This is a genomic window from Frateuria defendens (genome assembly GCF_001182895.1).
Lineage (GTDB): Bacteria > Pseudomonadota > Gammaproteobacteria > Xanthomonadales > Rhodanobacteraceae > Frateuria_B > Frateuria_B defendens.
Genome location: NZ_LFQR01000058.1, coordinates 49607 through 61865, shown reverse-complemented (window position 1 = coordinate 61865; position 12259 = coordinate 49607). Strand labels below are relative to the sequence as shown.

Sequence of the window (12259 nt, the reverse complement as noted above, 5' to 3'; positions counted from 1 at the left end):
GGGCGAGAGTCTCGGCAAGCCAGCTATCGGCACGAGCATAGAGCGCCCGGCTGTGCGTTTGCAGCATCGCTTTCGCCCAACCCTGTCACAGGCCCCGCGCGGGCGCGTTGCTACAGTCGTCCGGCCGCCAGCGCCGGGGGAACGGACGGCGGCCACAACGACGCACGACACCGCAACACGGACAGGGATGGCCGTATGCACGCCCCTGCCCGCTCGCGCAGCCATTGCGCCCATCGAGGGAGGACGATCATGCGAAGACTGTTCACAGCGGCCCTGCTCGCCGTCGCCACCGCGGCCGAGGCCGCCACCGGCGTGGCGCTGGTGCACGGCACCGGCCACCAGACCGACGCCTACAACGACTACTGGCAGAGCCCGATGGTGGAGGGCGTGCGCAAGGGCCTCGCCGATCCGGCCAACCTGGTGGTGGTCAACTGCGACTTCGACCAGTACATGTGGGACGACCGCGCCGCCGGCTGCCTGGCGCAGCAGCTCACCGACTTCATCAAGGCACGGCAGATCGACCGGCTGGTGGTCATCACGCACTCCAACGGCGGCAACGTGATGCGCTGGATCCTCTCCAACCCCACCTACGACGCGCGCTATCCCGGCATCATCCAGCGCGTCGTCAAGGTGGACGCGCTGGCCCCGTCCAGCGCCGGCACGCCGCTGGCCGACGCGGTGATCGCCGGCAACGTGTTCGAGAGTTCGCTCGGCTGGCTGCTCGGCTACAAGACCGACGCCGTGCGCCAGCAGCAGGTGGGCTGGATGGCGAGCTACAACCAGAACTACCTGCTCGGCAGCGCCGGCCGCCCGGCGCTGCCCGCGCCCTTCCGCGACGTGGCGGGCACCGACGTGGTTTCCGCGGTGTGGAGCGGCCAGGCCTACTGCGGCGGCTATACCCAGAGCGTGGGCCTGGAGATCACCCAGAACTGGCTCGACAGCTGTTCGGACGGCTTCATCGAGTGCAGCAGCGCCACCGCCGCCGGCAGCCTGTGGTTCAAGGACACCCAGCGTACCAGCGGCGGCGCCGTGCTCAACCACAACCAGAGCCGCCGCGCCTGCTTCGGGCTCGAGTCGATCCTGGCCAACGACGTGAGGAACTGAGTCATGCGCCTGCACCCCTTCTCCCTCGCCGCGCTGTGCGCGTTCGCCCTGCCCGCGCTCGCCCACGCGCAGACCCTGCTGCCGGCGCAGGCCGATGACCTGGTACCGCACGCCCTGCTGGCGCAGTCGGCACGCAGCACCGTCGCGCCGGGCCCGGCCCGCCCGCGGGTACACCGCGAATCGCAGCCGATCCAGGTCAGCTGGCCGCTGGCCGCGGACGCCGCAGTGGTTTCCACGCCCGAGCCGTTCTCCCGCCCCAGCCGAGGCTATGCCTTCGACACCTCCGCCACGGAACTTAAGCAGGGCGTCGACCTGCCGCTCAGCGCACCCGGCGCGGTGATCCGGCTGAGCGCCAGCGACACGCAGGCCGGCCGGCTCGACCCGGCGCGCATCCAACTGCACCTGGGCGGCCGCAGCCTGCGCGCCGACGCCGCCAGCCTGCATATCGCCGACGCGCCGGCCCTGCAGGCGGCGGGCATGGCGGTGCCGGCCGGCAGCCTGGCCCTGCAGCTCAAGCCCGAACTCGGCAGCGGCGCCGCCACGTTGCAGGTCGAGGGCGCCAGCGGACGCTACCTGGTACAGGTGCTGGAGCCGCAGAGCCGCACCAGCCTCTCCGCGCGCGCCGACCACGCGAGCCTGCTCGCGGGCGAGACAGCCACCGTCGAGCTCGACCTGCGCGACGACGCCGGCCGCCGGCCGATCACCGCCGCCGGCGGCTTCCTGCTCGCGCCCGACGGCAGTTCGGTGCCGCTGCGCTACCGCCCGCTCGGCGACGGCCGCTACGCCGCCGAGGTTTCGCCGCAGGCGGCATCGAGCCAGCCCGGCGGCCTGTGGGAAGTGCAGAGCTTCACCCTGGGCACCGACGCGGACGGCCACGCCGTGCGCCGCGACGGCACCACGGTACTGGCCGTGGCGGCGCCCAGCGCCCGCTTCACCGGCCGCGCCCAGCCGCAACGGCTGGCCGACGGCGGCGTGCAGGTCACGCTCGGCATCGAGGCCGCGGCAGGCAGCCGCTACGCCGTCTCCGGCGTGCTCTACGGCCGCGACCGCGACGGCCGCCTGCGCGCCGGCGCCTACGCGCAGGCCGCGGCCGTGCTGCCGGCCGGCACGCAGCCGCTGGCGCTGCGCTTCGACCCTTCGAGCGTGCGCGACATCGCCCCGCCCTACGAACTGCACGACCTGCGCCTGCAGGACCAGTCGGCGGTGAGCACGCTGGAGCGGCGAGGCTTGGCGATGCGCTTCGGACTCTGAGCGCGCCAGGCAGGCGCCCGCTTCCGGAAGGTGTCCCTGATCGGCGCACGTGCCGATCAGGGACGCCGCCGGCTCAAGGCAACCGGCGAAGCTCCGCTACCGCATCCAGCACACCCCGCAACAATGCGTCGTCGCGCGCCGGTTTCCCGCGGCAACACGCAACCCTATTGCTCGACGCCTGGACTACGCTGCGCGGCCTGCCCCGCTTTCACAGGACCGCCATGCAACCCGACGACTTCGCGCCCGACCACGCGCACCGGCCCGAACTTCCGACAGGCCGCGCGCCCGGAGCTGCCGAAGCCGCGGCCCCCGACATCCGCGTGGTGATCGTGGTCGATCCCGACCTGCCTCCCGGCCTGCTGGCGAACACGGTGGCGACCATCTCGATCGGCCTCGGCGCCGCGATGCCGGGACTGGCCGGCGGCCTGGCGCCGGATGCGCAGGGCTGCACCCTCCGCACCAGCGCCAATCGCCCGGTGCCCATCCTGCGCGGCACGACGGCCGTGATCGGGGCTTTGCTGGGCAAGGCTCACCCCATCCCCGAGGGGGCCTGCGTCGTCCCGTTCCCCCGCTTCGCGCGCAGCATCCACGACTACGCCGCCTACGAGCGCGAACTGGCGAACCGGGACGTCCTGGCCGAGCCCATGGAAGGCCTGGGGCTTGCCGGCCCCTCCCGCTGGGTCCGCTCGCTCACCGGCTCGCTGGGGCTGCTCCGCTAGCGGCCGCGCCGCTCAGCCGCGCGGCTTGCGGCCGACCATCATGCCGATGCCCACCGCGATCAGCACCGCCGGCCACCAGGTGGCGAACAGTTCGCCCAGGTGCAGGTTGATGCCGAAGTTGCGCAGCAGGAACAGTACGCCGACCGCGACCAGGATCAGGCCAGGAACGCTGGGTTTCATCGACTGCCTCGTGGATGTGCGATGCGGGCACTCTGCGTGGCCGGCCGCAGCGCGTCAATCCATGCCGCGCATGACCCGCGGCATTCGCCGGGACAGCTCCGGACAACCCTGCCCCGGAGCCTTGGCGGCTTCGACGCCGCGACGACCCGGCATGGCGTCTACTTGCCCGCGGAACGTACCGCGCGCACGCGGTGCAGCACCGGCGAACCACCGACGGGAGCGAGCCATGGCCACCTGCGAAGTCTGCGGCAACAGCTACGCGAACACCTTCATCGTCTTCATGCACGGGCGCGAGCACGTGTTCGACGCCTTCGAGTGCGCCATCCAGGCACTGGCGCCGCGTTGCCAGTCCTGCCACTGCCCGGTGATCGGGCACGGCGTGGAACACGGCGAGCATGTCTATTGCTGCGCGTTCTGCGCGCGCAAGGCCGGCGTGGACGGGCTGGTCGACCACAACGGCTGAAACCTCGCCGGCTGCCGGGCGCATCCTTGCCGCGTGCGCCTCGCCGGCGCGCCCGGCACGTCGTGCACGGCGCGAGGCAATCACCCATGGACGTCTATACGTCCAGATATGTCCACCGCACCCGCAATAGGAGAGACGGCGTGCCGCCCTCCCCCAAAAATCGATGCGGCCCGCCCGGATCGCCCCGGGCAGGCCGCATCCGGCCGGTCAGAGCGCCGCGTCCTTGAGCTTCTTGAGCGGACGCACCTTGACCTTCACCGTCGCCGGCTTCGCGGCGAACACCTGCTCTTCGCCCGTGAAGGGGTTCTTGCCCTTGCGCTTGGGCTTGGCCGGTACCTGGATCGCGTTGATCTTGAAGAGGCCCGGCAAGGTGAACTGCCCCGCGCCCTTCTTGTGGATCGCCCCCAGCACCGTGTGCTCGAGCGCGGCCAGCACCGCCTTGACGTGCTTGGCCTCCACGCTGGCCTGCTCGGCCAGGCGCGAAACCAGCGCAGACTTGGTCAGCGCGTCCTTGATCGGCTTGACGGTGGGGCTCGCCTTGGCAGGCGCCTTCTTGACTGCAGCTTTTGTGGCCATGTGTATGTCCGTGTGGATGAAATGGACCGCCCTGGACGGGCGACGCCTTTCGGCTCTTGAAATGTAGGGGAAAGCGAGGCTCCGTGCGCGCGGCAAAGCATCATCGGCGCGGCCGGCGGCCGCCGGCATGGACGGGCGTGATGCGTTTCACGCCCGCCGGCGCCCCCGCGATGCAGGCCGGCGCCGCGCCCTCGCCGCCGGCTCATGGTGACTCGGGGCGCCTGAAGACGCCCGCCCCAGGCCGCAAAACGACCTCGCTTCAAAGCGCCCGGCGAATGACCACCGGGATGGATTTGTAGGACGGCGTTCCGCTCTGCGCGTCGTACCGGTCGAGCGCGACGAGCCCGTTGGCCTCCGGGTAGTAGGCGGCGGCGGAGCCCGGCGCGATCTCGTAGGCCACGACGGTCTGGCGCGGGAGCACCCGGGGCGCACCGCCGGGAACCTCGGGCACGGCTTCGACGTCGACGAGGTCGCCGTGCGCCAGCCCCAGCGCCTCGAGGTCCCCCGGGTTCACGAAGACGATGTCGCGGCGGCCGGTGATGCCGCGGTAGCGGTCGTTCAGGCCGTAGATCGTCGTGTTGTACTGGTCGTGGCTGCGGATGGTCGCCAGCCGGAGCACGTTCGAGCCGCTGGTGCGCGAATCCTCCTCGAGACCGGCGCACACCAGGAAATTGGCCTTGCCGGTCGCGGTGCGCCATTCGCGCCTCGACGCCGGCACGTCCAGCCGGAAGCCGCCCGGTACGGCGACGCGCTCGTTGAAGCGGTAGAAGTCGGGAAACACGGCCTCGATCTTGTCGCGGATGCGTGCGTAGTCGGCGATCAGCCAGGTCCAGTCCACCTTGCTCTGCGGCAGCGTCTCCAGCGCGATGCCGGCGACGATGGCCGGCTCCGAGCGCAGCTGCTCGGAGGCCGGGCGCAAGGTGCCCCGCGAGGCGTGCACCATCGACATCGAATCCTCGACCGTGACGGCCTGGGGCCCGGCCTCCTGCATGTCGCGCTCGGCCCGGCCCAGGCACGGCAGGATGATGGACTCGCGCCCCACCAGCAGGTGGGAGCGGTTCAACTTGGTGGCCACGTGCACGGCCAGGTCCAGCTTGCGCATGCCGGGGAACACCGCCTCCGGGTCGGACATGGCGACGGCCAGGTTGCCGCCAAGGCAGACCAGGGCCTTGGCGTGCCCCTCGATGATGGCCTGGAGCGCCTCCACCGCGTTGTGCCCTTTCGCCTGCGGAGGCCGGAAGCCGAAGCTGCGCTCGATGGCCTGCAGCAGCCCCTGCGAGGGAATCTCGGTGATGCCGACCGTGCGGTCGCCCTGCACGTTGGAGTGGCCGCGCAACGGGCAGATGCCGGCGCCGGGACGGCCGATGTTCCCGCGCAGCAGCAGCAGGTTGGCCAGCTGCTGCACGTTGGACGTGCCATGCCGATGCTGGGTGATGCCCATGCCGTAGCAGAGGATGACGTTCTTGGCCGAGGCATAGACCTTGGCCGCGGCCGTGATGTCCGCCTCGGTCAGGCCGGAATGGGTCTCGATGGTGTCCCAGGACACCGCGGCGAGGTCGGCCTCCAGCGCCTCGAAGCCGGTGGTGTGCCCGGCGATGAAGCCGCGGTCGAGCAGCCCCGGGCCGCCGGAGGCGAGGTCCTCGGCGTCCATGGCAAGCAGCGCCTTCATCATGCCTTTGAGCACCGCCACGTCGCCGCCCACCTTCACCTGGTAGTAGGTCGAGGCGATCGGGGTCGAACCGAGCGTCAACATCTCCAGCGGGTCCTGCGGCGCGGCGAAGCGCTCCAGCCCGCGTTCCTTCAGCGGATTGAAGACCACGATCGGTACGCCCCGCCTGGAGGCCTCGCGCAGCGTCGCCAGCATGCGCGGGTGATTGGTGCCGGGGTTGTGGCCGATCGAGAAGATCGCATCGCAGTGATCGAAGTCTTCCAGGGTCACCGTGCCCTTGCCCACGCCGATCGACACGGGCAACCCCACGCTCGTCGCCTCGTGGCACATGTTCGAGCAGTCGGGGAAGTTGTTGGTCCCGTATTCCCGCACGAACAGCTGATACAGGAACGCGGCTTCGTTCGAAGTCCTGCCCGAGGTGTAGAACTCGACCACGTTCGGGTCGGCATAGCCGCGCAGGACCTGGCCGATGCGCATGAAGGCGTCGGCCCATGCGATGGGCACGTAGCGGTCCGTGGCGTGATCGTAGGCCATCGGGTGGGTCAGGCGGCCCTCGTTTTCCAGGGCGTAGTCCGACCATGTCCACAGCTCGGAAACGGTGTGCCGGGCGAAGAATTCCGGCGTGGTGCGCTTGCTGGTCGCCTCCCACGACACCGCCTTGGCGCCGTTCTCGCAGAACTCGAACGAGGAGCTGTGCCTGGGGTCCGGCCACGCGCAGCCCGGGCAGTCGAACCCCCACGGCTGGTTCACCCGCATGAGGGTGCGCACGTCCTCCGCAACGGCCATCTGCCCCTTGAGCGCGCGCGCCACGGCGCCGAGGGCGCCCCAGCCGCCGGCGGAGCCGGCGTAGGGTTTGACCCCGGGAATCTTCTCGTCTTCTTTGGCCATGCGATGTCCTCCGGCAAGTTTTTTTGAGGTGTCCGCGTCCCGGATGCGCCGGTCGGCTGCGCCCCCGTTCCGCGGCGGCGGCCGGCCCGCGCGCCGTCACCGGCAGGTCGCGGCCCGTGTGGCGCGTTTGGACGGCTAACCGCCCAATTCCTGGAAGGTGTGCCCGTTGGCTTCAAGTCCCTGCAACACCGCGGGCGGCAGTTCGTTCGCCCAGACCTGGCCTTCCAGCTGCCACGGGCTCGCCTCGGCGAGATCCGGCAGGCCCGCGCCCTTTCGCACGTAAAGACCGAGCGTCGGTTTCTTCGGGTTGATGTAGAAATCGAATGCCTGCATGGCTGGAAACACCCCGGTTGGTGGGTCGCGCTTTTTTACTCGTCGACCGCCTCCGCCTCGGGGGCGGGGGCGCCGGCCGCCGCCGGAACGGCGGCCTTCGCCGGCACGTTGGCGAGGAAGGTCGCCGAGGGCGCGAAGAACAGCGTGCCCGTCACCGCCCTGCTGAAATCGAGCAGGCGGTCGTAGTTGCCCGGCGAGCGTCCATCGGTGCGTTCTTGCCGGAGCCATGCCCGCCAGCACTCCCGGCCACCCGCTCCGGTCCCACGGGCTTGCCGGCAGGGCCTTGGGCCGCAGGTCTCTCCGGCAAGCAAACAGCCGAACGGGATGCATGCGGCCCCAAGTTTTGCCAGCGGCGGCAACGCCTGACAAACCATGGCGATTGAGCTGTGATAAATCCTGCTTATGAAGCGCCCACGGCGCGTTGCACGGCGATGAATGCACGGCCACAAGCGGCGCTCCCGACGACGTCGATGGCTGCGCGCCTGGACGGCTACGACTGGCCGCGCCTCCTCGCCGCCCTGGACGGCAACGGCTATGTCCTGCTCCCCGCCCTGCTGCGCCCGGCCGAATGCGACGCCCTCGCCGCGCTCTACGACCACGACGAACACTTCCGCCGCCGCGTGGTGATGGCACGCCACGGCTTCGGCCGCGGCGAGTACCAGTACTTTCGCTACCCGCTGCCCGATCTCGTCGAAGACCTGCGCGCGGCCGTCTACCCGCATCTGGCGCCGCTCGCCGATGCCCGGAACGCGGCCATGGGCATCGACGTGCGCCACCCGGCCGCGCACGCGGGCTTCATGGCCCGCTGCCACCGTGCGGGCCAGCGGCGCCCCACGCCCCTGCTGCTGCGTTACCGGCCGGGCGACTACAACCGCCTGCACCAGGACCTCTACGGCGAGCACGTGTTTCCGCTGCAACTGGCGATTCTGCTGTCCGAGCCGGAGCGGGACTTCAGCGGCGGCGAATTCGTGCTGACCGAGCAGCGCCCCCGCATGCAGTCGCGGCCGCAGGTGGTGCCGCTGCGCCAGGGCGACGCCGTGGTCTTCGCCGTGCACCACCGCCCCCTGCGGAGCGGCCGGGAGCATCCATCGCGTCAATCTGCGGCATGGCGTGAGCACGTTGCGCGACGGACAGCGCCATACGCTGGGCATCATCTTCCACGATGCCCCTTGAGCAGGAGCGAGCCTTCCTCCGTGACATGGGACAACGAAGCTCAACGGTGCCTCATGCCCCGCAGCACGTGGCCGTCCGCGCATGCAGCCGGTCGAAGTCTACGCATCGTGGAATCGTGGCGGCGCCCTCCTGTTCACGCATCCGGCCTGCGGTGGAATCCGAGAACGCGCGCCCTATCGGGCAAATTCCGGCGATCCGCGTTCGCCATATCGGCGGCCGCGCTGTGCGCATCGCTCTCCAGGCCATACCAATGCGGCGTGACGCCGAATCGACCGCGAATGGTTTCGCCTTCGCTGGACAGATGCCAGCGACCACGCCACTGGCCCGCTGCGTTCGGGCCGTCCGTCCACGTCTCTACGATGATTGCCGACATGCGCGCATGCTCTTTGGCGGCCTTGGCCGCGATGGTTCAAAGGGGGCGGCGCCACCGCATTGCCGTGAGGAGACACACCATCGCTTCGGACAGATGGCTGGACGAGGCTGCATGACGATGCAGCCCATTCCTAAAGGTAACGGTCAAAACCGGCCTGGATTCCTGACCTGGCGTAGAAGCGCGAGCCTTCGTGCGCGCTCCTCGGCCGTCCTCTGATCCTGGGCCATCATCAACTCCTGCCTGCGTGTCAGGGGGGCGGGCACGGGAGCCGGCTCGATGAGCCTCATGTGGCGGGCGGTGCGGATGACGCGCTCCAGCCACACCTTGAACAGCGGGGGGGCGCGAGACAGCGATGTGGCGTGAGCGGTCATGATCATGTCCTCGGCAATGCTTCGTCGCTCGTCGACTTGCAACGAACGTGTTTACCCCTGCAACCAATGTGCGCGCTTGGGCATTAGATGGTTGTAATGGCGGTGACGGCAGTGTTTGCGGGCCGGCCACGGCGCACCTGCAAGAGCCTTGCGGGCCGCCACGTGTCCGGCGTTAGAGCCTGTTCAAAGTCTTGCCGTTGACGCGGCTTGGCGCCTCCCCAACCCTCCCCTGCAGGTGCAGGTGCGAGAGACTTTGAACAGGCTCTGAGAGCCGCGTCGCTCTTTGGATCATGGCCGCGCCGTGCGTTACACCGGCATAACACCATCCCGCGCATAGTCGCTTGGCGTCTCGAATGTTCTCCGTTGTTCGGCGCCTCAGCTTTGCGGTTCTCTCCCTAACGCCACTGAGAACTTCCCCGCGCAATACCGGGGTTGCGGTTTCGGCCGCCCAGGATCTGCAACTGCGGATCTCTACGCATAGGCAACCCATGAACAAGCCCGTCACCCAGCTTCCGGCCACCGATCTCATCGCCACCGCCGCCGCCCATGGCTCCTTCACCACGCTGCGCAAGGCACTGGATGCCGCAGAGCTGACCCACGTGCTGCAAGGCACCGGGCCCTATACCGTGTTCGCGCCGACCGACGAAGCCTTCGGCAGGCTGCCGAACGGCACCCTTGAGAACTGGCTGAAACCGCAGAACAAGGCGGAGCTGCTTTCCGTGCTCAAGTACCACGTGCTGCGCGGCTATGCGTCATCGGCGGACATCGGCACCATGACGCACCCGAGGATGCTGCAAGGCCACTCGGCCGACATCAAGAAAGAGGGCGAGCAGATCAGCATCGACGGGGCGCACTTGGTCGGCGTGGATATCCCGTCCAGCAACGGCGTCATCCACGCCATCGACGCCGTGATCCAGCCTCCCAAGCTGGCCAGCAGACACTAAGCCATCGCCACGCATGGCGATGCGTGCGCGGGGATCGTGGCGAAGGCATGCCCTCGCCACTTTTTCGTTGCGCGGCAAGCTTCGCAGGCGGCACCAGGCACCACGCGCGTCCGGCATCCCCTTTTCACGACGCTGCCGATGGATCAGCGCCGGTCGGAAGCTGCGTCCTCGAGGCGCAGCGCCCGTACCGCGTCAACCACTACGACACCTCCGCGGCGTACGTGCGCGCGCAGGTGGAGCAGTCGCTGCGCCACCTGCACACCGAACGGCTGGACCTGGTGCTGATCCACCGGCCCGATTACCTGATGGACGCCGCCGCGCTCGCCGGCACCTTCGCCGCGCTCACCCGCGAGGGCAAGGTGGGCCACTGGGGCGTGTCCAACCACAGCCGCAGCCAGTTCGAGCTGCTGCACCGGCATTACCCGTTGCAGACCAACCAGCTCGAACTGTCGCCGCTGCGGATGGATGCACTGGACAACGGCACGCTGGACCAGGCCAAGCAGCTCGGCCTGCGCCCGATGGTGTGGTCGCCGCTCGGCGGCGGCCGCCTGTTCACCGGCGACGACGCGCAGGCACTGCGCGTGCGTGCCGAGATGACGGCCATCGCCGCGCGCTACGGCATCGGCCTCGCCACGCCCGCCTTCGCCTGGGTACTGCGCCATCCCTCGCGCCCGCACCCGATCACCGGCACCGGCCGCATCGAGGGACTGCGCGAGGCTACCGCCGCGCTGGACGTGACGCTGGAGGCGGAAGACTGGTATGCGATCTGGACGGCCAGCAAGGGGCATCCGGTGCCGTGAGCGAAACGGCCTCCGGCGCGGTGGCTTTTTGGAGCCAGTCGGTGCCCGGCTCCCTCCTCTGCCCGCACCCGCATGGCCTGATTGGCGTTGAATCTCAGCGATGGCCTGCGCACGTGGCAAAGGCTGTCGATGCAGCGACGTGAAGCCCCGCTCCCGACGGGTGAGGGGTTTGGGGGTGAGGGTTCGGGCGGAGCGAAGGGCTGTGCTCCGGCCGAACCCTCATCCGCCTGCCGGCACCTTCTCCCGAGGGGAGAAGGATTCGGCCTGGGGAAGTGAGGCCATGGCAAGGCGCTCGCAAAGACCCGCTGAGATTCAACGCTAATCAGGCCCGCAGGGGGAGGCATGAACTCTTGCCCCTGAGCCTCGGGGCGAAGGTTCACTCCCTCCCGGCCATCCCCTGCAGACAGGAGGAGGCGTCAAGCTGCGTCAAGCATTTTGCACAAGCGCTTGCACACGAGTCGATGCGCTAGGCCCGGCGGGCGGCGCGGCCGGTGCCGGCGCTGCCCTTGATCAGCGCGGCCAGGTTGAGCACCGCCTGGTCGTGCCCGCCCTTGCGGTGCAGCAGGGTGACGTGGGTGCGGATGCGCCCGTGGCGGATCGAGTGGTAGCTCACGTCTTCGCCGCGGATGTGGCGGATGGACGGCGGCACGATGGCGTAGCCGAAGCCGGCAGCAACCAGGTTGATGGCCGAGGGCACCTGCGAGGATTCCTGCGAGAGCCGCGGCGAGAAGCCGGCCTGCTGGCAGCTGGCGATGATGGCGTCGTGCAGCGAGGGCGCGGTGGCGCGCGGGAAGACGATCAGCGCCTCGTCGGCCATCTCTTCGAGCGCGATGGTCTTGCGCCGCTCCAGCCGGTGGCCCGGCGGCAGGGCCAGGAGCATGTCTTCCGACAGCACGTCCTGCCGCGCGAAGTCGTCGATGCCCGCGCACGGCAGGCGGATCACGGCGGCGTCCAGCTCGCCCTCGCGCAGGCGCTCCACCAGGCGCACGGAGCTGTCCTCCACCGGCGACAGGGTCACCTCGGGATACTGCGCGCGGTAGTCGCGGATCAGTTCCGCCAGGCGCTGCTCGAACACGGTGGAGCTGCAGAAGCCGACCACGATGCGCCCGCCCAGTCCCGCGCCGATGCTGCGCGCCTTGTCGGTGGCGCGCTGGGAGAGTTCCAGGATGTGCACCGCATCGCGGTACAGCGAGCGCCCCGCCGCGGTCAGCTCCAGCCCGCGCGCGTAACGGCGGAACAGCGGCGTGCCGACGTGTTGCTCGAGCTTGCGCAACTGCTGGCTGAGCGGCGGCTGCGCCATCTGCAGGCGCTCGGCGGCGCGGGTCAGGTGCAGCTCCTCCGCGATCACCACGAAATAGCGGAGGTAGCGCAACGTCATATATTTTTCGTTGGCAACACTCATCATTCATATATTA

The 12259-nt window shown here is 69.5% G+C and carries 13 protein-coding genes and 1 pseudogene; 8 read left to right on the top strand and 6 right to left on the bottom strand.

Going from position 1 to position 12259, the window contains the following annotated elements; genetic code table 11:
* Nucleotides 1-249: 249 nt before the first annotated feature.
* The 3 genes from ACH65_RS09675 to ACH65_RS09665 all read left to right on the top strand — a co-directional run bounded on the left by ACH65_RS09675 (nucleotide 250) and on the right by ACH65_RS09665 (nucleotide 3074).
* Nucleotides 250-1104 (top strand): hypothetical protein, encoded by an 855-nt coding sequence (locus ACH65_RS09675; protein ID WP_049622379.1) that lies wholly within the window; start codon nucleotides 250-252, stop codon nucleotides 1102-1104.
* Between the two features lie 3 nt (nucleotides 1105-1107).
* Complete coding sequence (locus tag ACH65_RS09670; protein ID WP_049622378.1) at nucleotides 1108-2355, top strand: DUF4785 domain-containing protein; 1248 nt, start codon at nucleotides 1108-1110, stop codon at nucleotides 2353-2355.
* A gap of 221 nt (nucleotides 2356-2576) precedes the next feature.
* Nucleotides 2577-3074 (top strand): DUF2000 domain-containing protein, encoded by a 498-nt coding sequence (locus ACH65_RS09665; RefSeq protein ID WP_082190241.1) that lies wholly within the window; start codon nucleotides 2577-2579, stop codon nucleotides 3072-3074.
* Between the two features lie 12 nt (nucleotides 3075-3086).
* Here the strand turns inward: ACH65_RS09665 and ACH65_RS20570 are convergent, their stop codons facing one another.
* Entirely contained in the window at nucleotides 3087-3254 is a 168-nt protein-coding gene (locus ACH65_RS20570; RefSeq protein WP_049622377.1) for a LiaI-LiaF-like domain-containing protein, read from the bottom strand.
* 226 nt (nucleotides 3255-3480) lie between these two features.
* Here ACH65_RS20570 and ACH65_RS09655 point away from each other — a divergent pair, with 226 nt between their 5' ends.
* Nucleotides 3481-3717 (top strand): hypothetical protein, encoded by a 237-nt coding sequence (locus ACH65_RS09655; protein WP_049622376.1) that lies wholly within the window; start codon nucleotides 3481-3483, stop codon nucleotides 3715-3717.
* Nucleotides 3718-3924: 207 nt separating this feature from the next.
* On the opposite strand, the gene ACH65_RS09650 is transcribed toward ACH65_RS09655, so the two are convergent.
* The 3 genes from ACH65_RS09650 to ACH65_RS09640 all read right to left on the bottom strand — a co-directional run bounded on the left by ACH65_RS09650 (nucleotide 3925) and on the right by ACH65_RS09640 (nucleotide 7183).
* Nucleotides 3925-4293, bottom strand: a complete 369-nt coding sequence (locus ACH65_RS09650; protein ID WP_049622375.1) for an HU family DNA-binding protein — start codon at nucleotides 4291-4293, stop codon at nucleotides 3925-3927.
* 259 nt (nucleotides 4294-4552) lie between these two features.
* A complete protein-coding gene (locus tag ACH65_RS09645; RefSeq protein ID WP_049622374.1) occupies nucleotides 4553-6850 on the bottom strand; it encodes an FdhF/YdeP family oxidoreductase in 2298 nt (765 codons plus the stop codon).
* 135 nt (nucleotides 6851-6985) lie between these two features.
* Nucleotides 6986-7183: a hypothetical protein gene (locus tag ACH65_RS09640; protein ID WP_049622373.1), complete on the bottom strand. Its 198-nt coding sequence runs from the start codon at nucleotides 7181-7183 to the stop codon at nucleotides 6986-6988.
* Between the two features lie 431 nt (nucleotides 7184-7614).
* Here ACH65_RS09640 and ACH65_RS20805 point away from each other — a divergent pair.
* Nucleotides 7615-8205: pseudogene (locus ACH65_RS20805) on the top strand (2OG-Fe(II) oxygenase); the annotation flags it as partial.
* Nucleotides 8206-8293: 88 nt separating this feature from the next.
* Complete coding sequence (locus ACH65_RS21170) at nucleotides 8294-8356, top strand: hypothetical protein (protein ID WP_237561487.1); 63 nt, start codon at nucleotides 8294-8296, stop codon at nucleotides 8354-8356.
* A 133-nt stretch (nucleotides 8357-8489) separates the two neighbouring features.
* On the opposite strand, the gene ACH65_RS19790 is transcribed toward ACH65_RS21170, so the two are convergent.
* Nucleotides 8490-8729 (bottom strand): hypothetical protein, encoded by a 240-nt coding sequence (locus tag ACH65_RS19790; RefSeq protein ID WP_153242545.1) that lies wholly within the window; start codon nucleotides 8727-8729, stop codon nucleotides 8490-8492.
* A gap of 859 nt (nucleotides 8730-9588) precedes the next feature.
* Here ACH65_RS19790 and ACH65_RS09625 point away from each other — a divergent pair.
* Together ACH65_RS09625 and ACH65_RS09620 are read left to right on the top strand one after the other, a co-directional pair.
* Nucleotides 9589-10044: a fasciclin domain-containing protein gene (locus tag ACH65_RS09625; RefSeq protein WP_049622370.1), complete on the top strand. Its 456-nt coding sequence runs from the start codon at nucleotides 9589-9591 to the stop codon at nucleotides 10042-10044.
* A gap of 47 nt (nucleotides 10045-10091) precedes the next feature.
* Entirely contained in the window at nucleotides 10092-10844 is a 753-nt protein-coding gene (locus ACH65_RS09620; protein ID WP_082190239.1) for an aldo/keto reductase, read from the top strand.
* Nucleotides 10845-11310: 466 nt separating this feature from the next.
* Here ACH65_RS09620 and ACH65_RS09615 read toward each other — a convergent pair whose 3' ends face one another.
* A complete protein-coding gene (locus ACH65_RS09615; RefSeq protein WP_049622369.1) occupies nucleotides 11311-12222 on the bottom strand; it encodes a LysR family transcriptional regulator in 912 nt (303 codons plus the stop codon).
* Nucleotides 12223-12259 lie beyond the last annotated feature (37 nt).